The sequence below is a fragment of the Hymenobacter glacialis genome (assembly GCF_001816165.1).
Taxonomy (GTDB): domain Bacteria; phylum Bacteroidota; class Bacteroidia; order Cytophagales; family Hymenobacteraceae; genus Hymenobacter; species Hymenobacter glacialis.
In genome coordinates this window covers 142,128-162,681 of the sequence record NZ_MDZC01000112.1, presented here as the reverse complement: position 1 = coordinate 162,681, position 20,554 = coordinate 142,128, and the positions used below count along the sequence as shown (strand labels likewise).

The 20,554-nt window shown below is 61.3% G+C and carries 20 protein-coding genes; 14 read left to right on the top strand and 6 right to left on the bottom strand.

The window, feature by feature from the left end:
• The first annotated feature begins 347 nt into the window (after window positions 1-347).
• The 6 genes from rdgB to BEN48_RS16305 all read left to right on the top strand — a co-directional run bounded on the left by rdgB (window position 348) and on the right by BEN48_RS16305 (window position 6,457).
• Window positions 348-941, top strand: coding sequence for an RdgB/HAM1 family non-canonical purine NTP pyrophosphatase (rdgB, locus tag BEN48_RS16330; protein WP_070736096.1), 594 nt, complete (start codon window positions 348-350; stop codon window positions 939-941).
• A gap of 78 nt (window positions 942-1,019) precedes the next feature.
• Complete coding sequence (locus BEN48_RS16325; RefSeq protein WP_070736094.1) at window positions 1,020-1,646, top strand: uridine kinase family protein; 627 nt, start codon at window positions 1,020-1,022, stop codon at window positions 1,644-1,646.
• Between the two features lie 128 nt (window positions 1,647-1,774).
• A complete protein-coding gene (locus BEN48_RS16320) occupies window positions 1,775-2,236 on the top strand; it encodes a DUF4268 domain-containing protein (RefSeq protein ID WP_070736092.1) in 462 nt (153 codons plus the stop codon).
• Window positions 2,237-2,323: 87 nt separating this feature from the next.
• Entirely contained in the window at window positions 2,324-2,698 is a 375-nt protein-coding gene (locus tag BEN48_RS16315) for a hypothetical protein (protein WP_070736090.1), read from the top strand.
• A 121-nt stretch (window positions 2,699-2,819) separates the two neighbouring features.
• Entirely contained in the window at window positions 2,820-5,804 is a 2,985-nt protein-coding gene (gene secDF / locus BEN48_RS16310; protein WP_070736088.1) for a protein translocase subunit SecDF, read from the top strand.
• A gap of 299 nt (window positions 5,805-6,103) precedes the next feature.
• Window positions 6,104-6,457 carry a c-type cytochrome gene (locus BEN48_RS16305; protein ID WP_158010227.1) on the top strand — a complete coding sequence of 118 codons (354 nt, stop codon included), beginning with the start codon at window positions 6,104-6,106 and terminating at the stop codon, window positions 6,455-6,457.
• 194 nt (window positions 6,458-6,651) lie between these two features.
• Here BEN48_RS16305 and BEN48_RS16300 read toward each other — a convergent pair whose 3' ends face one another.
• Window positions 6,652-7,254 carry a NifU family protein gene (locus BEN48_RS16300; RefSeq protein ID WP_070736086.1) on the bottom strand — a complete coding sequence of 201 codons (603 nt, stop codon included), beginning with the start codon at window positions 7,252-7,254 and terminating at the stop codon, window positions 6,652-6,654.
• A 231-nt stretch (window positions 7,255-7,485) separates the two neighbouring features.
• Between BEN48_RS16300 and BEN48_RS16295 the strand changes: the two genes are divergently transcribed.
• Window positions 7,486-8,883, top strand: a complete 1,398-nt coding sequence (locus tag BEN48_RS16295; protein ID WP_158010226.1) for an HTTM domain-containing protein — start codon at window positions 7,486-7,488, stop codon at window positions 8,881-8,883.
• A 19-nt stretch (window positions 8,884-8,902) separates the two neighbouring features.
• On the opposite strand, the gene aroC is transcribed toward BEN48_RS16295, so the two are convergent.
• On the bottom strand, window positions 8,903-9,982 hold the full coding sequence (gene aroC / locus BEN48_RS16290) for a chorismate synthase (protein ID WP_070736084.1): 1,080 nt from the start codon (window positions 9,980-9,982) through the stop codon (window positions 8,903-8,905).
• A gap of 105 nt (window positions 9,983-10,087) precedes the next feature.
• Window positions 10,088-11,749, bottom strand: a complete 1,662-nt coding sequence (locus BEN48_RS16285; protein WP_070736083.1) for a BatD family protein — start codon at window positions 11,747-11,749, stop codon at window positions 10,088-10,090.
• A 295-nt stretch (window positions 11,750-12,044) separates the two neighbouring features.
• On the opposite strand from BEN48_RS16285, the gene BEN48_RS16280 reads away from it, so the two are divergent.
• The 7 genes from BEN48_RS16280 (at window position 12,045) to BEN48_RS16250 (ending at window position 17,863) form a co-directional block, all read left to right on the top strand.
• Window positions 12,045-12,806: a ferritin-like domain-containing protein gene (locus BEN48_RS16280; protein ID WP_070736081.1), complete on the top strand. Its 762-nt coding sequence runs from the start codon at window positions 12,045-12,047 to the stop codon at window positions 12,804-12,806.
• A 34-nt stretch (window positions 12,807-12,840) separates the two neighbouring features.
• A complete protein-coding gene (locus BEN48_RS16275) occupies window positions 12,841-13,677 on the top strand; it encodes a ferritin-like domain-containing protein (protein ID WP_070736079.1) in 837 nt (278 codons plus the stop codon).
• 203 nt (window positions 13,678-13,880) lie between these two features.
• Window positions 13,881-14,624 carry a ferritin-like domain-containing protein gene (locus BEN48_RS16270; protein ID WP_070736077.1) on the top strand — a complete coding sequence of 248 codons (744 nt, stop codon included), beginning with the start codon at window positions 13,881-13,883 and terminating at the stop codon, window positions 14,622-14,624.
• A gap of 50 nt (window positions 14,625-14,674) precedes the next feature.
• Window positions 14,675-15,628 carry a ferritin-like domain-containing protein gene (locus BEN48_RS16265; protein WP_070736075.1) on the top strand — a complete coding sequence of 318 codons (954 nt, stop codon included), beginning with the start codon at window positions 14,675-14,677 and terminating at the stop codon, window positions 15,626-15,628.
• 170 nt (window positions 15,629-15,798) lie between these two features.
• Complete coding sequence (locus tag BEN48_RS16260) at window positions 15,799-16,518, top strand: ferritin-like domain-containing protein (RefSeq protein WP_206599874.1); 720 nt, start codon at window positions 15,799-15,801, stop codon at window positions 16,516-16,518.
• A 25-nt stretch (window positions 16,519-16,543) separates the two neighbouring features.
• Entirely contained in the window at window positions 16,544-17,434 is an 891-nt protein-coding gene (locus tag BEN48_RS16255) for a ferritin-like domain-containing protein (RefSeq protein ID WP_070736071.1), read from the top strand.
• A gap of 213 nt (window positions 17,435-17,647) precedes the next feature.
• Window positions 17,648-17,863, top strand: coding sequence for a hypothetical protein (locus BEN48_RS16250; protein ID WP_070736069.1), 216 nt, complete (start codon window positions 17,648-17,650; stop codon window positions 17,861-17,863).
• Between the two features lie 53 nt (window positions 17,864-17,916).
• On the opposite strand, the gene queG is transcribed toward BEN48_RS16250, so the two are convergent.
• The 3 genes from queG to BEN48_RS16235 form a co-directional block, all read right to left on the bottom strand.
• Window positions 17,917-18,852, bottom strand: a complete 936-nt coding sequence (gene queG / locus BEN48_RS16245; RefSeq protein WP_070736067.1) for a tRNA epoxyqueuosine(34) reductase QueG — start codon at window positions 18,850-18,852, stop codon at window positions 17,917-17,919.
• A gap of 89 nt (window positions 18,853-18,941) precedes the next feature.
• A complete protein-coding gene (gene ruvB / locus BEN48_RS16240; protein ID WP_070736065.1) occupies window positions 18,942-19,997 on the bottom strand; it encodes a Holliday junction branch migration DNA helicase RuvB in 1,056 nt (351 codons plus the stop codon).
• Between the two features lie 206 nt (window positions 19,998-20,203).
• The gene (locus tag BEN48_RS16235; RefSeq protein ID WP_070736063.1) at window positions 20,204-20,551 is read right to left on the bottom strand and encodes an HIRAN domain-containing protein; all 348 of its coding nucleotides are present in this window, start codon (window positions 20,549-20,551) and stop codon (window positions 20,204-20,206) included.
• Window positions 20,552-20,554: the final 3 nt, after the last annotated feature.

Below are 20,554 nucleotides of genomic sequence, written 5' to 3'. Positions count from 1 at the left end.
CCAGTTGAACCCTGCCGATTTTGCGGAAGGGATTGCAAAAGTACGGCTTAGCTCGTAAATACCCAACTCCGGACCCAATAATTCTCGTCTAAGCAGCGCTGCCAGTGGGCGTTGCCGAGTTGGATGGCCGCTACCTAATGGCCGAATAGTGGGCCCCGGCACTGCTGCAGGTGGGGTCGTTGCGCTCCCGTCGCGTTTCGGGTGGTGTCCCGATGACGCCGGGCAATACTTATATGGGAGAGCCGCTGCGAACCATTTGCTGGCGCGGCCTGTGGCTGGGCCCGGCCGAAGGGCACCGCAAGGCGCTACTTTTGCCCCACCTTTGCCCTTCCACTTCCCGCATACAAATGCCAACGCCTAACCAACTCTGCTTTGCCTCCAACAACGCGCACAAGCTGGATGAAATCCGGCCGCTGCTGCCACCCGGCCTCACGCTGCTGAGTCTGGCCGACATTGGCTGTGCGGAAGAGTTGCCCGAAACTCAGGACACCCTGGAAGGCAACGCGCGCCAGAAGGCCGAGTACGTGCTCCAGCACTACGGCGTAGCCTGCTTCGCCGACGATACCGGCCTGGAAGTGAGCGCCCTCAACGGCGAGCCGGGCGTGTATTCGGCGCGCTACGCCGGGCCACAACGGCGGGCCGAGGACAACGTGGCCAAGCTTGTGCAGGAGCTGCACGGAGCCACCGACCGCTCGGCGCGCTTCCGCACGGTGGTAGCCCTGGCCCAGGCCGATGGCACCGTGCACGAGTTTGATGGCGAAGTAGCCGGTACTATTATAAAAGAGGGCCGAGGCGCGGGCGGCTTTGGCTACGACCCCGTCTTTGTGCCAACGGAGGGCGATGGCCGGACTTTCGCCGAAATGAGCGGCACTGAAAAAAACCGCATCAGCCACCGGGCCCGCGCCGTGTCGAAATTGCTGGCGTATTTAAATGCGGGATGAGGCCGTGAAGGCCGTATTTCTGATTGCACCCGCTCCGCTCTTCGTTGCGCATCCCGCGTAGCCTTATCTTTGCCTGCTATGCACACCCCTTATCTTATTGGCATCACTGGCGGCAGCGCTTCTGGCAAAACCACGTTTTTGCGCCGGCTGTTGGCGGCCTTCCCCGAAGACCAGATTTGCCTCATTTCCCAGGACAACTACTACCACCCCCGCGAAAAGCAGATGCGCGACGACAAAGGGGTGGAAAACTTTGACTTGCCTGCCAGCATCGACGCCGCGGCCTACGCCGACGACGTGCTGCGCATCAGCCAGGGCCACGAGGTGCGGCGCACGGAGTACACGTTCAACAACGCGGCGGCCACGCCCAAGGAGCTGGTGTTTCGGCCGGCGCCCATTGTAGTGGTGGAGGGCATTTTCGTGTTTCACTTCGAGGAAATTGCCAAGCTGCTCAACCTGAAGGTGTACATCGACGCCCAGGAACACGTGAAGCTACACCGCCGCATCATCCGCGACCGCGACGAGCGGGGCTACGACCTGGCCGATGTGCTCTACCGCTACACCCACCACGTGGCCCCCACCTACGAGCAGTTTATTGCCCCCTACAAGCACTACGCCGACATCGTAATCCCCAACAACCGGCACTTCGAGAAGGGCCTGGAGGTGCTGGTGGGTTTCCTGCAGGGCAAAGTTGCGGCAGCGGAGTAGGGCGTGGCTCTTAACTTAGCAATGTAGTACAAGGCTCCGGTGGCTCCAGTAGCGGCCGGAGCCTTCTTTTTGGCCTATATAGTTGCCCACCCCGGCCCTGCCTCCGGTGGGCTCGTGTCTTCGTTCCGATGTATAGCAAAGCAGAAGTAAACCAGCTACGCCAGGCTTTCTGGACGGCTTTTGGCCAGTACATGGCGCCGGTGCCTTCGGCCGAAGGCGACACCACCAACTGGATAAACTACAAAACCGGCCTCAAGCACGTGTATTTCCGGATGCAGGCCGACAACCGCCGGGCCACCATCGCCATCGAGCTGGCCCATCCGGACGCGGGCATTCGGGAGCTGTTTTTTGAGCAGTTTGAGGAAGTGAAGAACGTGCTGCACGAAACCCTGGGCGAGGCGTGGACCTGGGAGGCCCACGCCACCGATGCGCAGGGCCTGCCCTTCAGCCGCATTTATAAGGAGCTGAGTCCGGTGAATCTGTTCAACCGGGACGACTGGCCGGCGCTTATCTCGTTTTTTAAGCCCCGTCTCATTGCCCTGGACGCTTTCTGGACCGATGCCCAGTACACGTTTGAAGCGTTGAAATAAGGCTTGCATGAGCTACCAAGGTTATTTGTGACGCTGTCTCCTAACATTCCCGGCAAAAGATTATCTTTGTAGTCCCCGTTTACGCCCATGTTGTTTTTGCTGTCCCGCTTTTGGTTTTCGCTGCGCTATGCCCTGCTCGCCGTTTCGGTGCTGCTGGTGCTGGGCCTGAACCAGCGCGCCGTGAGTGTGCTGCGCCTGCCCGTGAGCAAGGGAGAGAATCGGCTGACGGCCCCGCCCAAGGCGACGGTGGTCAAGCAAAAAGTACTACTGGAAGCCACCGCGACGCTGGACCATTTTGTGGCCCCGCTCGCCGTGGCCTGGCTGCCGAGCGCCGTACCCGCCCTGTGGCTCCCCGCGCTGCGGCGGGCCCTAGCCGTGCCGCGCCTGCTGGCCGGCGTGCGAGCCGGCGAGGTTTTCCGGGCGCGGCTGCTGGCCGTGGCGCTTTCGCCACAGGCACCTTAGAGGAAATTATGAATTGAGAATTATGAGTTATGAATTGGTACGCCCGATTCTTAGCTCATAATTCTTCGTTTTCAGTCGGCCCAATTCATAACTCATAATTCAAAATTCATAACTCAACCAAATGCGTAATAAAGGATTAATCATCGCCCTAACCCTTGTGGTGACGGCGCTGTGCGCGTACTTTCTGTTCTTCACCTACGTCTCGCGTGGGGTGCAGCAGAAGGCCGTGGAATACGCCACCACCAACGGCAAACTCAACGAAGCGGCCCGCCAGCACTACCTCGACTCGGTGTGGCGCGCGCCGGTATACGGCCCGTTCACGTACCGCGAGGTGCGCCAGAGCGAGCTGGGCCTCGGCCTCGACCTGAAAGGCGGCATGCACGTGACGCTGGAGGTTTCGCCGGTGGAAATTGTGAAAGCCATGAGCGGCAACAGCAAGGACGCCGCCTTCAACAAGGCGCTGGAGCAGGCGCAACTGGCTCAGAAAACCAATTCGGGCACGCCCTTCACGGCGCTGTTTTCGCAGGCGTATCAGGCGGCTGCGCCCGGCAAGCCCTTGGCTACCATTTTTGCCAACACCACCAACAAGAGCCGCAACATCGACATCAACTCGTCGAACGACAAGGTGCTGGCCGCCATCAACAAAGAAGTGGACGAAGCCATTGACCGCTCGTTCAACATCCTGCGCACCCGCGTCGACAAGTTCGGCGTGAACCAGCCCAGCATTCAGCGCGTGAAGGGCACCGGCCGCATTCAAATTGAGCTGCCCGGCGTGGACAACCCCGACCGCGTGCGCAAGCTGCTGCAGGGCCAGGCCAAGCTGGAGTTCTGGGAAGTATGGAACCAGAACGAAGTAGGTCCTTACCTCGTGCAGCTCGACCAGCAGCTGTCGGCCAAAGACGCCGCCAACAAGGCAGGTGGTTCTGCCGCTACTGCCACTGCCACTGCCGAAACTGCCGCTACCGCCGACACCACGTCGCTGGCTGCGCAGCTGGCCAAGAAAACCAAAGAAGCCGCCACTGATTCGGCCGCTACTTCTACGCAGGGCGGCCAGCTGGCCAGCCTCTTCACCATGCCCGGCCGCCTGGGCGTGAACCTGCGCGACACTGCCCGTATGAACAACATCCTGCGTTCGCCTGAGGCGAAGGCCGTGTTGCCCCCCACCCTGGTCCTGCTCTGGAACCTGAAGCCCACCACCATCGACAAGCAGGAGTACCTGGAGCTGGTGCCCGTGCGCAAAACCCGCGACAACGTACCGCCCATGAGCGGCGAAGTTATCAGCGACGCCCGCGCCGACATTGGCCAGAACGGCCAGCCCGAAGTACTGATGAACATGACCCCCGCTGGCTCGCGCAAGTGGGCTAAAATGACCGGTGCCAACATTGGCCGTCAGGTAGCCATGGTGCTCGACGACTACGTGGTTTCGGCCCCGGTGGTGCAGAGCGAGATTACCGGCGGCGGCACCAGCATCACGGGCAGCTTCGCCATTGAAGACACCCAGGACCTGGCCAATCAGCTGAAGGCTGGTAAGCTGCCCGCGCCCACGCGCATTGTGGAAGAAGCCATTGTGGGTCCTTCGCTGGGCAAAGAAGCCATCAACCAGGGCCTGTACTCGTCGCTGGCGGGTCTGGTTATCATCATGATTTTCATGGCCGTGTACTACGGCCGTGCTGGCCTAGTGGCCGACGTGTCGCTGCTCTTCAACATGTTCCTGATTATGGGCATGCTGGCGCAGTTTGGCACGGCCCTCACGTTGCCCGGCATTGCCGGTCTGATTCTGGTGATTGCCTCGGCCATTGACGCCAACGTGTTGATTTTTGAGCGAATCCGGGAAGAGCTGGCCCACGGCCTCAACGTGCCCGACGCCATCAACAAAGGCTACTCGCGTGCTTTCTCGGCTATTTTCGACTCGAACGTGACCACCATGCTGATTGCCGTTATCCTCGGCTTCTTCGGCACCGGCCCCGTGCAAAGCTTCGCCATCACCCTAGGCATTGGCGTGCTCACCTCGTTCCTGTCGGCGGTGTTCGTGTCGCGCCTCATCATCGAGTGGATGGTGAAGGGCCGCGAAGACCACAGCCTGACCTTCGATACCGTTGTTTCGCGTGGCCTGTTCAGGAACCTGAACTTCGACATCGTGGGCAAGCGTAAAATCGCCTACGTGACCTCTGCCATTATCATCCTTATTGGTTTTGGCCTGATGGCCTACCAGGGCGGCCCCAACCTGGGCGTGGACTTCAAAGGCGGCCGTGCTTACGTGATTGACTTCAACAAAGCCATGGTGGCCTCGGACGTAGCCCAGCAGCTGCGCCCCGCCTTTGAAGGCTCGGGCCTGGAGGTAAAGCAGTACGGCGCCCCGTCGCGCCTGCGTGTGACCACCGGCTACCTGGCCAACGACGAAAGCGTGGAGGCCGACCAGAAGGTGCGGGCTGCCCTGGACAAGGGTCTGACGAATTTTGCTTCGGCCAATCCGCAGGTGCCGTCGGCCTCGAAAGTGGGTGCTACCATTGCCGATGACATCAAGCGGACGTCGGTGCTCTCGCTGGGCCTCACGCTGCTGGGCATCTTCGTCTACGTGTTGCTGCGCTTCGACAAGTGGCAGTACTCCATGGCGGCCGTAGTGGCGCTGTTTCACGATGCTTTGCTGGTAATCGCGGCCTTCCCCATTGCCCGCGCTTTCGGCGTGGTGTATGAGATGGACCAGATTTTTGTGGCCGCCGTGCTCACGGTGCTGGGCTTCTCCATGAACGACACCGTGGTTATCTACGACCGTATCCGGGAGTACCTGCACGAAAACCCCAAGCTGACCTTCGCCCAGGTGGTGAACCCGGCGCTGAACTCGACCTTCTCGCGGACCATCATCACGTCTTCGACCATTCTGATGGTGGTAATCGTGCTGTACATCTTCGGTGGCGAGACCCTGCGCTCGTTCTCCTTCTCGATGATAATCGGCATGATTTTCGGCACGTACTCGTCGCTGTTCATCGCCACGCCTATTATCCTCGACACCTACGGCAAGAAAGAGGCGCGGGAGCGCCGCGACGCTGGCGAGGACATGACTCCTGCCACCGGCGATGCTCCCCAACTGAGCAAAGCCAACGTATAAGCAACCAGACGCGGCAAGCGTCCATTGCCCCTGAAAAAAAAGCCCGGCCTCGTGCCAGGCTTTTTTTTTGGCTCATCAGGAAGGACGGTTGAAGGTTTTTTCCAACCTGGTAGCTGGCTCCACTTGAGCTCACCCTCACAAAACCGACCCGCGGCAACAGCACGTAAACAATCATGACTCGTAGGTGCTTGCGGGCATAGCATACCGCTATCAGGCCAATCTGGCGGGTAGTGGCCCTCCTCTATTCAGCTTTGCTCCCGATGGTGTTCTCACTCACGAAGCCCTTACTATCATTGGCATTGCTAGGCTCTGCCTTGGCGGTGCTGGTGAGCGCCGGATGCGCTGATTCCAAGAGTGAGCAACCGGCACCGTGCGATGTGGACGCGCAGCCCGTCACCTACGCCGCTGTGGTTTCGCCCATTTTTGATGCCAGGTGCCGCGCTTGCCACGGCAGCCAAGTTGCCAATAGCATGGGCGGGGGCAATGATTTCAGCACCTACGAAGCCATTAAACGCTTCCCCGCCAACGTGCTGTTGAATTCCATTCGGCAGGTGCCCGGTGCGCGGGCCATGCCACCAGTCGGAAGCAAACTCTCGGACTGCGACATCGAGCGCATTGCGCGCTGGATATCTACCGGCTACCCCGAGAAGTAGTCGCGCAAAAGTGCTGGCAATAAAAAAGAGCGTCATGCTGAGCTTGTCGAAGCATCTCTACCGCGCAAGTAATCACTTTTACTATCGCGGTAGAGATGCTTGACAAGCTCAGCATGACGTGCGGGTATTACTTAAAAGCAGAAGAGGCCGCCTGAATCATCAGGCGGCCTCTTCTGCGTTAATCTTGGTCTAGCTTATACGGTAATGCCTTCGGCTACTACGCTTTGCACTTCGGGCACCATGCGCTTGAGCAGGTTTTCGATGCCGGACTTGAGGGTGACGGTGGCCGAGGGGCAGCCGGAGCACGAACCCTGCAGGTTCACGGTCACGATGCCTTCGTGGTAGCTTTTGAAGGTGATGTTGCCGCCGTCCTGTTCCACGGCGGGGCGCACGTAGTTATCGAGCAGGTCGATTACTTTTTGGGCAATCTGGCCGTCCTGCTGGGTGGGGTCGCCGGCGGTAGCGGCCTGAGCGGCTTTTTGCTCGGCGGCAGGGTCAACCAGGAAAATAGGGCCGCCGGCCTCTACGTAGCTCTTCAGGAACTGGCGCAGCTCGGGAATGAGCTGGGTCCAGGCCATTTCGGGCTGGCTTTTGGTGACGGTGACGAAGTTCTGGGCGATGAACACGCGGCCCACGTAATCGAATCCGAACAGCTCCTGCGCCAGGGGTGAGTTGGCGGCGGCTTCGAGGTTGGGGTAGTCCACGCTCACGCCGTCGACCAGCAAGTTGGAGTTCAGGACAAATTTCATGCTCTCCGGGTTAGGAGAGGCTTCGGCATAAATGGAGACAGCGGACATAGGAGTATTTTCTAAGGTCAAGTAGCAGGCTTTTGGTTTTCAGGGGCGGGCTGCTGCTACACAGCCAAAACGCGCATCTGATTTGCCTCGAACTTTGGCTACAACAGTGCTGGGATAGCAGAGGTTGCAAAGGTACGCCCCGGCGCAAGGTTCTTTGTAGTTAAAGTTGTGGAGCCCTACTTCACGGCCAGTCACCGTAGGTACGCACCTACCCTCTTCCATCGTCGCCCCTTGCATCCCACATTTTCCTCCCCAGCGGCGCGCCTGCGCCATGCCCTTTTCCGACCTGTTGACATCGCATGGCTGGTGTTTTTCCGGCTGGGTGCGGGCGTGTTCATTGCCACCGAGCACGCGGGAGCGGTGGTGCTGGGGCATCCGCAGCGCTACCTGGAGGCGCCCCACCACTTCACCTACCTGCTGGCGCCCCTGCCCGACTTGCCGGCGCCGGCGCTCTACGGCCTCTACGCCGCCGTAATAGGCGCCGGGCTGGCCGTGGCGGCCGGCTGGCACTACCGGGCCGCCGCCCTGCTGCTATGCCTGGGTTGCTGGTGGCTGTTTCTGCTCGATTCCACTACCTACATCAACCACCATTACCTTTTTTGCCTGATAGCCGGCCTACTTGCGGTGCTGCCGGCCCACCGGGCGGCCTCGCTCGACGTGCGCGCCGGCCGCGTGGCACCCGCCGCCACCGCTCCGGCCTGGACGCGCTACCTGCTGCTGGGCCAGTTGGGGCTGGTGTACTTCTTCGCGGGCCTGGCCAAGCTCAACCCCGACTGGCTGGCCGCCCGCCCCCTCACCGTGTGGCTGGGCGACAAGGGCCACTGGTGGCTGGTGGGGCCACTGCTCACCCAGTCCTGGCTGCCCTGGCTGATGAGCTACGCGGGCCTGCTGTTCGACCTGCTGGTGGTGCCACTACTGATGTGGCGGGCGGCCCGGCCCTGGGCCTACGGGGCAGCCGTGTTTTTTCACCTCAGCAACGTCATTATCTTCGGCCTGGGCACGTTTCCGTGGTTTTCGCTGCTGATGACGGCCCTGTTTTTTGACCCGGATTTTCCGCGACACCTGCCGGGGGCCGTGGGGCGGTGGTTCCGGCGGCGAGTGCCCGCGCCGGAGCCAATTGCTGACGAGATACCCTCCCACAGGTGGCGGCAGGTGGCAGTAATAGCCGCCCTCACTGCGTACGGCGCGGTGCAGGTAGCCGTGCCGCTGCGCCACTTCCTCTACCCCGGCTCGGTGCACTGGACCGAACAGGGCCACGATTTTGCCTGGCACATGATGCTGCGCAGCAAGACCAGCACCGCCACCTTCCGGGTGCGCTTCGCCGATGGCCACGAGGAAATAGCCGACCTAAGCAACGTCGTCACGCGCGCCCAAAGCAAGTTTGCCAACTACCCCGACCTGCTGTTGCGGGTGGCCCACTGGCTGGCGGCCGACTACCAGAAGCAGGGCCGCACCCCCACCGCCGTTTTCGTCGATTCCCGAGTGGCGCTTAACGGCCGCCCCGAGCAGCCTCTGGTGGCTCCCACCGTCAACCTACTGCGCTACCGCCCCACCCTGCGGCCGGCTACTTGGGTAGCGCCCGCCCCGCTGCCAGCGCCAGACTCGGTGGTGGTGGTGGAGAAGTTATAAGGCCAGCATTAAAATGCCGCTACAGCCGGTTGGCCCGCGCCCGCAGCAGCAGGTCGGCCAGTACCAGTTGGGTCATGGCTTCTACGATGGGCACGGCGCGGGGCAGCACGCAGGCATCGTGGCGGCCGCGGCCCACCAGCGTGATGGCTTCGCCCTGGTCGTTGATGGTTTGCTGGGGCTGCAGCAGCGTGGCCACGGGCTTGAACGCCACCCGGAAATTGATGTCCTGCCCGTTGCTGATGCCGCCCTGGCTGCCGCCGCTGTGGTTGGTGCGGGTGCGCACGGCCCCGGCCTCGTCGGTGTAAAATTCGTCGTTGTGTACCGAGCCCGGCAGGCGCGTGCCGGCAAAACCCGAACCGAATTCAAACCCTTTTACGGCGTTGATGCTGAGCAGGGCGTGGCCCAGCACGGCGGGCAGCTTGTCGAACACGGGCTCCCCCAGACCCGCGGGCACGTGGCGGGCCACGCCCGTAATAATGCCGCCCACGGTGTCATGTGCCGCCTGGGCCTCGCGAATGCGGGCTTCCATGCGCACGGCGGTTTCGGGGTGAGGGCAGCGCACGGGATTGGCGTCGATGAGCGCGAAGTCGAGGTCCTGGTACTCCACGGGCACTTCCACTTCGCCCACCGTCGATACGTACGCCGCTATTTCGACCCCAAAATGCGCCAGCAGCTGGGCGGCCACGGCCCCGGCGGCTACGCGGGCCGCCGTTTCGCGGGCCGAGCTGCGGCCGCCGCCGCGGTGGTCGCGCCGGCCGTACTTCACATCATAGGTGTAGTCGGCGTGGCTGGGACGGTAGGCTTTTGCAATGTGCGAGTAGTCATCGGAGCGCTGGTCGGCGTTGGGGATAAACAGGCTGATGGGCGTGCCGGTGGTGAATCCCTCGAACAGCCCGGACTGAATCTGCACGGTGTCGGACTCCTTGCGCGGCGTGGTGAGGTCGGACTGGCCGGGCCGGCGCCGGTCGAGCGCCGCCTGAATCTGGGCGGCATCCACCCCTATGCCCGCCGGGCAACCGTCAATGATAACGCCAATGCCCGCCCCGTGGGACTCGCCGAAGGTGGTGATGCGAAAGAGAGTACCGAAAGTATTGGACATGAGAAACGGAAGAATGAATGCGGCGCGCCGCTGGCAGCACGGCGCAAAGGTCGGCACGCGGTCGGGTTTTACTTCCCCGTACCCATTGCCATGGAGCCGCCCATGCTACGGGCGCCGTCCGGCGCGCCACCAGCCAAAGCCCGCCACCCCCACCAGGCCCAGTAGCAGCCAGTACGCGTAGCGGCGCACGTCGCGGTACACATCCAGCGACTGCATGGTGCCATCGGCACTGGCCAGCGCAGGGCCGTAGAAGGGGTCGTCTTCGGGCTTCGGCAGGGCCGCGGGAGGTGCGTCGAGGCCGCCCACTTTGGGCCGGATGTTTGGCCGCAGGGTATCGTAGCGGGACATTACCGGGTTGAATACCACGAACTGCAGCAGGCTGTCGAGGGGCACGGTGCCACGCCGGCGGGCCACCAGGCGGTACCGGAATAGCTTCCGGCCTCCGCCGTTGGCTACTTCTTGGCGCACTTCGGGCCCGTACACATCCAAGCCGGGGTAGGGCTTGAACACGGGCGCGAGCACGGCGGCCAGATTACCCCGGCCTTCCAGCCCAAAGGTGTAGGTAAACGACTGCCCCACCCGAAAAGTGGTTCGGCTGACGGCTTCGCGCAGGCGGTAGGCCCCCACGGGCAGTACGCCGCGCTCGGCCTGCTGCGGCAGCGGCCGCACCGGCACCGAGAGGCCGGCGGAGTAATAGGTCTTGTAATCAGCCAGCCGGTTTTCCTGGCCCGCTTCAGGCTTTTTCAGAAACCTGAACTTGACCATGGTGAGGGCCAGGGGCGGAAAGCGCAACGGCGCAGTGGTAAGGGGGTAGTACACGCTTTCGGCCAGCCGGAAGCGCAGGTAGAGCTGGCCGCGGCTGCGCACGGTATCGGGCGTCACGCTGGGCTCAGGGCCGGGCGCCTGCCAGGCCGTGGACTGCTGCAGCTGCCGGATGAGGGGCGTGAGCTGGTCGTTGAAATCGTGAAAGGCCAGCATGGCCTGGTCGGGCGGGGTGAGGTAGAAATAGAGCCCCACCCGCACGCCTTCGCCCAGGTACACGCTGGGCCGGTCGGCCACCACGGCCAGAAACGCCCGGTCGGGCAGCTCCTGGTAGAGCGCGGGCTTGGGCTTACCGAAGAGCTTGTCGAGGTCGCCCACGGCTTGCAGCGGAGCCGCCGGGTTGGCGGGCTTGGTGAGGGCCGGTGGAGAAGATAGTGGAGAGGCCGGTGGGATGGCCGGCGCCGGCTGGGGCGCGGTGGTACCCGCCGGTGGAGTAGTAGGGGGCGCCGCCGGGGTAGGAGCGGCTGGCACGGGCGTGGTGGCGGGCGGCCCGGTAGCGGCCGCCGGAGCCGGCTCTACCCGCACGGTGGTGGCCACGCTGCGCAGCAGCACCCCGTTCACGGTGAGCTGGAAGGACTTGATGAGGTATTCGCCCTCGCCGTAGGGCACGTAGCGCTGGGTAATGGTGAGGTCGGTGAAGCGGCGGCCCTGCACAATGCGCGTGGTGGTGGTGCTGGTTTTGCCGCTCTTTTTGAACCCCTCCAGCTCCGGGAATTCGGAGTACCGCTCCAGCGCTCCGCCGCGCAGCCGAAATGCCAGCGTGAATACCCCCGTGACGGGCAGGCTCGTGGGGCCCGGCAGCAGGGCCACATCGCCGGGCGCAGTGGGCTGGGACCGGGGTTTGGGAACCGCAACAACGGGCGCGGGTTCCGTAGCCCTACGGCCGGGCTTGGCAGGCTGTGCCCCGGCCAGGTGCGGGCCGAACCAGCCCAGCAGCAATGCCATCCAACCAAAAAATCTTCCCATAACCCCGGTCATTGTTTGCGCCCCCTAAAAGTAGCTTTAAACCCCGGAATGCGCTTTCTTCCAAGAATCATAATTTGCTATATCTGCAACTAAAAAGGCCCGTCATTATAAATAAATACGCTTTTCAAATCCTTTAGTACCCTTACTCACGTATCTGGCTTCAAATGTCCCATTCTGCCTGGACTTGTTTTTCTAAACAATGAGTCTTCGATAGCGTGGGGCATTGTATTGTCATTCCGTAATTTTTCAATTTTCACCCAACCACTCTTATACCATGTCTGATAACCTTCAGCCTCGTGGCTCCGACGACTTAACGCTCGCCCAGCCGCTGTACACGCCCATCAAGCGGCGCTCTTTCTTCATGTATGCCGGTGCCACTGCTGGTGCTTCGGCTCTGTTATTAGCTGGTTGCTCGGACGATTCTGATAACAACACCCCTTCCCTGCCAAAAGGCAACAGCACCACGGCCAACGGCGCTATCAGCCTGGGTTCGGGTGATGTAGGCGTGCTGAACTTCGCTTATGCTCTGGAGCAGCTCGAAGCCGACTTCTACGCTAAAGTGGCTGCCCTGCCCAATGGCTCTACCATCCTTGGTGCTCCTGCCTTTGCCTACTTCCAGCAAGTAGCCAAGCACGAAGCCATTCACCGCGACTTCTTTAAGGCCGCGCTCAACCGCGACGCCGCTGGCCAGACCCTGCGTGGCCTGACCCCAAAGTATCCCGCTGCCACCTTCACCGACAAGGCCAACATCCTGGGCACTGCAAAGGCTTTCGAAGACCTCGGCGTATCGGCTTATAATGGTGCTGGCAAACTCATCAAAACGCCCGCTTACCTGGTAATTGCTGGCCAGATTGTATCGGTGGAAGCCCGTCACGCGGCTTACATCCGCGACTTGGTAACGCCCGGCTCGTTTGCTGCTGACGATATCGTGAACGCTGCAGGTCTCGATGTGGCCCGTACGCCTGGTGAAGTACTTACCATTGCGCAGGACTTCATTACCGAGAAGCTGGATGGTAGCTCCGTTGGCGTTAATTAATTCCCCTTCCCTTCAATCGTAATCAATCTTCGCCATGAATTTCTTCAATATCATTAACAAGCTCTCCGAGGTAGACCCCGACGTAATGGGTCGCTTGGATACCCGGCGTTCCGTGTTCAACTCGCTGAACACGGTGAGCAAGCGCGCTGCTATGGCTTCGGCTCCTGCTTTCCTGGCTGCTTTCTTCTCGAAGGCGTACGCTGGCACTTCGGCCGGCGACCCCAAGGAAATCTTCAACTATGCTCTGACCCTGGAGTATCTGGAGGCTGACTTCTACAACAAGATGATTGCCTCGCCGTTTTTCGCTACGGCATCGGCTCTTGACCAGGCTGCCATCCGTCAGATTTCGAAGCACGAGACGGCTCACGTAAACCTGCTGAAGACTGTAGTTTCCGGCATCGGCGGAACCCCGGTTACTCCGGTTACCTTCAAAGCGGCCACGTTTGCCTCGCTCACCTCGTTTGCCAAGCAATTGGAAGTAGCCCAGCTGTTGGAAGACACCGGCGTTCGTGCCTACAAAGGCCGCGCTGGCGACCTGCAGGGCATTAACGACGTTACCATCACCGGTGTTGGTACCATCAACCCGCTTCAGGCTGCTCTGCAGATTCACTCGGTAGAGGCCCGCCACGCGGCTCACGTTCGTTTCATGCGCGGTCAAACGCCTTGGATTAGCGGCAATGGTGACCTGGACAACCAGGAGCACTACAAAGGCGCTATCCCCGAAAGCACCATCACGCAGTCGGGTGTCAACCTGACCACTGGCTTGGGCACTCCCTATACGGCCACCGATGCTCAGGCTTCGTTCGACGAAATCCTGACCGTAGCCGAGGTGCTTGCTCCTTCGCGTGCTGGTGGCCTAGTTGGCGCTTAAGCAACGGATTGTCCCGCTTCTTTAGGGAAGCACCCAAGTTGAAAAAGCCGGTTCCGCATATGCGGAACCGGCTTTTTTGTATTTGTGCCCGTCTCACCGGCTTGTGTTCTATCTCTGAGAAGATAATTTAGTACGCCACTGGCTACGTACCGGAGTTAGCTTTACGGCCGCTCACTTTCTACTTACCTCAATATTCTTCACTCATGTCAGATACGCTTCGGCCTAACAGCTCCGATGACAACCAGGGCGCGCAGCCGCTCTACGTGCCCATCAAGCGGCGCTCCTTCTTTATGTATGCCGGGGCCACGGCGGGCGCTACTGCCCTGCTCCTCACCGGTTGCAAAGACGATGACGATAGCAGCATTGACGCGAAAACAACGGTGGACGTGGGCGTCGGCGATGTGGGCGTATTGAACTACGCCTACGCCCTGGAACAGCTCGAAGCGGCGTTTTACGCGGAGGTGCTCAAGGGCGGCTACTTCACGGGCCTGGCCCCGGCAGCAGCCGAGCGGCAGATTTTTGCCGACATCGCCCTGCACGAGCAAATTCACGCCGACTTCTTCAAAACGGCGTTGGCCGGCAACGCCATCAAGGCGCTGACGCCAAATTTCTCTGCTATCAACTTCGGCGACCGCACCAGCGTGCTGACCAGTGCCCGGGCATTTGAAGACCTGGGCGTGGCGGCCTACAACGGCGCGGGCCGCTTCATCACCGACCCAAAATTCCTGGTGGTAGCGGGCAAGATTGTGTCGGTAGAAGCCCGCCACGCGGCCATTATCCGCGACCTAATCACCCCCAATTCCTTTGTGGCAAACGATGTGATTGATTTCAGCACCACCTCCGCCACGGCCCGGCAGGAGCGGTCGAAGCTGCCGGCGGAAGTGCTGGCCGTGGCCAACACCTTTTTGGCCGAAAGCTCGAAAGTGAGCGCCAAAAGCCTGGTGTAGCTCCCGGCTGCCTTCACCTCTCCCAAACTTCGACTTATCCTGTCATCCTCATGGACTTACTTAAAATTTTCTCCGAAATCGAAAAAATCGACGGCGAAGTATACGAGCGTTTCGATACCCGCCGCCGCGTGTTCAGGCACATGGCCGGCCTGGGCAAAACCATCACGGCGGCCACCATGCCCGTGATGCTGGGCGCCATGTTCAACAAAGCCTACGGCCAGACCACCGGCCTGAGCGCCGACATCAAAAACACGCTGAACCTGGCCCTGCAGCTCGAATACCTGGAGTATTATTACTACGACGCGGGCCTGAAAACGCCTGGCCTGATTCCAACGGCCGACGTGCCCGCCGTTACCATCATGCGCGACGACGAGCTGGGGCACATCAACGCTCTTAAGGGCGTGTTGGGCGCCGATGCCTTCCCCGACCCCACGCTGGCCGCGTTCGACTACACCGCCGGTGGCAAGCTGGCCCCGTTCGCGGCAGCGGCCGGATACTACGCCACGGCTCAGAGCCTGGAAGATACCGGTGTGCGGGCCTACAAAGGCGGGGCGCCCAAGCTCATGGCCAACAAAGACATTCTGACGGCCGCGCTCAACATCCACTCCGTGGAGGCGCGCCACTCCTCCCACATCCGCATGATGCGGCGCACACTGGCTGGCTCCACCAACGGCGGCGACATTGCCGGCGGCACCAACAACGCGAACCCGAAAAGCTGGGTTTCGCTGCGCGAAAACGGCGGCCCCCTGCCCGCCGTCACGGCCCCCATCTACGGGCCCGGCACCACCACCGACTTTCCCGGTGAGGACAACGTGACGCAGGCCACGGTGAACGTGCAAAACACCACCACCTACCCCACGGTGCCGGGCGTCACCTTCACCGATGCCCTCAAGGCCGCTGCCGTTGCCGAGGCGTTTGACGAGCCGCTGGATGATTTGGCCGTGAAGGCCATTGCCCGCAACTTCCGCTCGGCGGTTGGCGTGGGCAAGGGCCTATTTGTGTAAGCACCCGATTGCTGGTGAAGCCAGTACCGGCTACGAAAAAAAGGGCGGCCTCGGTGGGCCGCCCTTTTTTTTGTAGCCGGTGGTGTGGTGCCGGTCCGTGAGCCAGAGGGGAGTATCTTTGTCGGCAGCCGCGTTTAAACGGCCTAGCCGATTTTCTTTTGATGACTGATTTGACTTCTCAACCTACTCCAGCTCCCGCCGGCTTGCCGCGCCGCGCCTTTTTGCGCGTAGCGGGTGCTTCGGCGGCTTCGGTGGGGCTGGTACTAGCCGGCTGTAATTCCACCGACCCTCTTCCGGTGGTGCCCATCGACCCGAACCTGCTGACCCTGGCCGCTGGCGAAACCGGCCTGCTCAACTACCTCTACCTGCTGGAGCAGCTCGAAGCCGCCTTCTACCAGAAAGTAGTAGACGCGCCCCCGGCCGACCTGCTCCCAGCCGACAAGGCGTTTTTCGCCGACCTGCGCGACCACGAGGTGGTGCACCGGGAAAGCATTCGCTTTGCGCTGGCCGCCAATGCCTACGATGCTAACCGGGCTACCCCGCTGGCGTTCAACTTCTCCACGCTCACCCTCACCACCCGCGCGGGGGTGCTGGCCGCTGCGCAGCAGTTCGAAGACCTGGGTGTGGCGGCCTACACCGGCGCGATGCGCCTGGTAAGCACCCCATCCATGCTGTCCTTTTTAGCCAAAATAGCCTCGGTGGAAGCCCGCCACGCCGCGTTTGTGCGCGACCTGCGCACGCCCGGCTCGTTTGCCGGCGATGATGTGGTGGTGAACGCAGCCCCGCTGCAAAGCGTGAGCCTGACCAAAACCCCGGCTCAGGTAATTGAAGAGGCCAAAGCTTTCTTCCTGCCCATCGTGGTATCCACCAGCTTGCTGCCCACCACGTAAGCGCCCCCTTTTCGACCGCCACCGCATGAAACTGCTTTCCCTCCTCGACCGCCTCAGCACCGCCGATGCACCCGCCGCCGCTGCTCCGCGCCGCGACCTGTTGCACCGCCTTGGGCAGGCTGGTGCCCGCGCGGCCGTAGCGGCGCTGCCCCTGGCAGCAGCCCTGCCCGCCCAGGCTGCCCCCACCGATACCACCCTCGATGCCATCCTGCTACTCCTCAAGCTGGAAGACATGCTGGTGGCCCTTTATACCCAGGCGCTGGCCTCGCCCGCCTTGGCTGGGGCCGCGCAGGCCGCCGTGCGGCCCGACTTTGAGCGCATGCTGCGCCACCAGCAGGGCCACGCACAGTTTTACCGCACCACCCTGCTCACGGCCGGCCTCACGCCGCCCGCCGCCCCGCGCTTTGACTTCAGCGGCCGCCGCAACAATGCCGGCAACCCGGAACTGTTCCCGAACGTGCTGAACGACTACAATGCTTTCCTGCAGCTGGCCCAGCAACTGGAAGACGCCAGCGCCAGCATTTACCTAAACCAGGTAGCCGCCTTTGCCACCGACCGGCAGCTGCGCGACGTGGTGTTGCGCACCCAACTGGTGGAAGCCCGCCACGCCTCGCACGTGCGCACCCTGCGCCGCACCGCCACCGCCAGCGTGGCAGTGAAGAGCTGGCCCAGCAACGCCGACGTGGTACCCAGCCCCGCCGTGGTGGTGCCCAGCCCTGCGGGCGCCAGCACCCCTCCGGTGTCCATCTACAGCTTCGAAGCCAATGAAGTTCAGCTAGTGAGCGCAACCACCGCTGTGCCTTTTCTGGCGGTGCTCACGGGTGCTACGGCAGTGCAGTTCGTGGCCCTGTCCGAGGCTTTCGATGAGCCCCTGCCCACAGCTCAGGCCAACGCCCTGCTCAACATATTTGGATAGGGCTATAAGATTCTGGCATTCTTTTCCAAATGAGCGGCCCTGGCCGCTCATTTGGCGTATTGGGGCATTGTGAAGCGCGATTGCTGGCTTGGACTACTTGCGTTCTTCTATCTATTCTTCGTATCTTTAATATAGGGTGTGTGTCAAGCTCTTCCGTAAGGAAACGACCGGCTGGCATCCTTTATCTACCCATCTTATTCGTACTCTACTGCTATGCTGGACTACGTAAAAATGATTTTGTTGAAGGTTAGCTTCAACAAGGTGCTTTTCGAAAAAGAACTTCGCAAAGCTCTAAAAATGCTGCTGCCCGCTGAGGTACCGGACTTCCGGAGCTGGTGCTATCAGCAGTTTGCCCGCGTGTACCGCAGAGTTCTGAAGCGGGTGTTCGGCAATCTCGACGATGCTGCCCTGCGCACCCGTCTTGGGTGAGCGGTGCCTGCGTGCTTTGCAAATTGGGTAGTTAGCCGTTGATATACGTCTGCTTACTCGCCTTCAAGCACAAACTTAATGTTGCGTTTAAGCCCCTCGTAGCCCGTGCGCTTCACGGCCGACTGGCGGAACAGCTCCGTGAATAATTCGTGGGTGATTTCGCGCCAGTCGCCGGGCGTTAGGTCTTTCAAACTGGGGTGCGCCTGAAACTGGGGTTCCTCGTGCGGCTTCGAGAAGCGGTTCCACGGGCATACGTCCTGGCAGATGTCGCAGCCAAAAACCCAGTTGCCAAACTGCCCGGCCACTTCGGTCGGAATCTGGTCCTTCAACTCGATGGTGAAGTAGCTAATGCACTTGCTGCCGTCCACCACGTAGGGCTCTGTTATGGCTTGGGTGGGGCAGGCGTCCACGCATTTGGTGCAGGTGCCACAGTAGTCGCGGATGGGGCCATCGGCGGGCAGCGCCACGTCCACTATCAGTTCGGCAATGAAGTAGAAAGAACCGGTGCCGGGGGTTATCAGATTGGAGTTTTTGCCTACCCAACCCAAGCCGCTTTTCTTGGCCCAGGCCTTGTCGAGCACCGGGGCGGAGTCCACGAAGCAACGGCCACCAATCTGGCCTATTTCGGCTTCCATGTCAGCCAGCAGCACTTTCAGCTTGTCTTTGATGACGAAGTGGTAGTCGCGGCCGTAGGCGTATTTGCTGATTTTGAGGGTATCGTCGGGCTGCTGGTCTTCCGGCGCGGGGTAGTAGTTCAGCAACAGGGAAATCACCGATTGGGCGCCGTCCACCAGCAGGCGCGGGTCGAGGCGCTTATCGAAGTGGTTTTCCATGTAGCCCATCTTGCCGTTCATGCGGCGCGTGAGCCACGTTTCCAGGCGTGGGGCTTCCTCTTCCAGGAACTCAGCCTTGGAAATGCCGCACGCCATGAAGCCGAGCTCCGCCGCACGTCGCTTAATGAAAGGGGCCCATTGGGACTGGAGAAGCATAGGTACAAAAATAGTCATCCTGCGCCCGCCTTGTCATCCTGAACTCAGGACGACAGCGCGCAGGATGACGGATGGACTCGGGGGGGGAATTACCCCTGCGTAATCTCAGCAAACAGGTCGCCGTTGTTGCCGCGCATGTGCTGGGGCAGCATTCGACCCAGGTGCTGGTAGGCAGCTTCCGTAGCTTCCCGGCCCCGCGAGGTGCGCTTGATGTAGCCCTCCTGAATCAGGAAGGGCTCGTAGACTTCCTCAATGGTTTCGCCCTCCTCGCCACAAGCAGTGGCAATGGTGCTGATGCCCACCGGGCCACCCTTGAACTTGTCGATGATGGTAGTGAGGATGCGCTTGTCCATGTCGTCGAGGCCGCGGGCGTCCACGTCGAGGGCGTTGAGCGCAAACTGCGCGATTTCAACCGTAATGGTGCCGTCGCCTTTTATTTGGGCAAAGTCGCGGGTGCGGCGCAGCAGGTTGTTGGCAATGCGGGGCGTACCGCGCGAACGGCGGGCTATTTCGAAGGCCGCGTCCTCGTGAATGGGTGTGCCCAGGATTTCGGCCGAGCGGTTCACAATCGTGGTGAGCAGCTTGGAGTCGTAGTATTCCAGGCGGGCCGAGATGCCGAAACGGGCGCGCAGCGGCGCCGTGAGCATGCCCGAGCGCGTGGTAGCGCCCACCAGGGTGAAGGGCGAGAGCGAAATCTGCACCGAGCGCGCGTTCGGACCCGAGTCGAGCATGATGTCGATGCGGTAGTCCTCCATGGCTGAGTACAGGTACTCTTCCACCACGGGGTTGAGGCGGTGGATTTCGTCGATAAACAGCACGTCGTGCGGCTCCAGGTTGGTGAGCAGGCCGGCGAGGTCGCTGGGCTTGTCCAGCACCGGGCCGCTGGTCATCTTGATGCCCGAGCCCAGCTCGTTGGCGATAATGTGCGAGAGCGTGGTTTTGCCCAGGCCGGGAGGGCCGTGCAGCAGCACGTGGTCGAGGGCGTCGCCGCGCTGCTTGGCGGCGGCCACGAACACCTTCAGATTTTCCAGAATCTTTTCCTGGCCCGTGAAGTCGTCGAACGACAGGGGCCGCAGGGCTTTGTCGATGTCCTTGTCGGTGGCGTCAAAATCTTCGTTGCCACCAGTGAGATAAGCTTCGCGCATACTGATATTACTAAAACGATTGGTTGCTTGTTGCTAAGCTTATGAGTAACTGAATCAGAAGCAAAAAAGCTCCTTTGAGGATAAAAAAGAACGTTATGCCGAGCGCAGCCGAGGCATCTTGCGTGCGGCACTACTCCAATCGTTGAACGATGCGAGCTAGATGCCTCGGCTCGCTCGGCATGACGTTCTTTTACACTCGAACCAGCCTACTCGTGCAGCAGCACCTCAATATCCAGGTGCAGCCAGTCCGTTTCCCAGGATTTGTGGTTGAGGCGGGCCGACACGTTTTTGCCGGCGTCGAGCAGACGGGCCACGGTTTCGTTGCGGCCTTCGGGCAGGTAGCCCAGCCAGACGTTGGCGGGGTCGGTGGCAGGAGCGGTGTGCACCTGCACGGCCCAGTCGTCGTACTTGCTATCGGGCTCGCGGGTGAGGTGCAGGCTCTGGCCGATTTTCAGCTTCGGTTCGTACTTCTCCAGGTTGGGGCGGTGCGAGGTGCCGGCCACGAGGCATTCGAGCAGCACAAGGGGGTCGGAATCGGTGACGATTTTCATCATGGG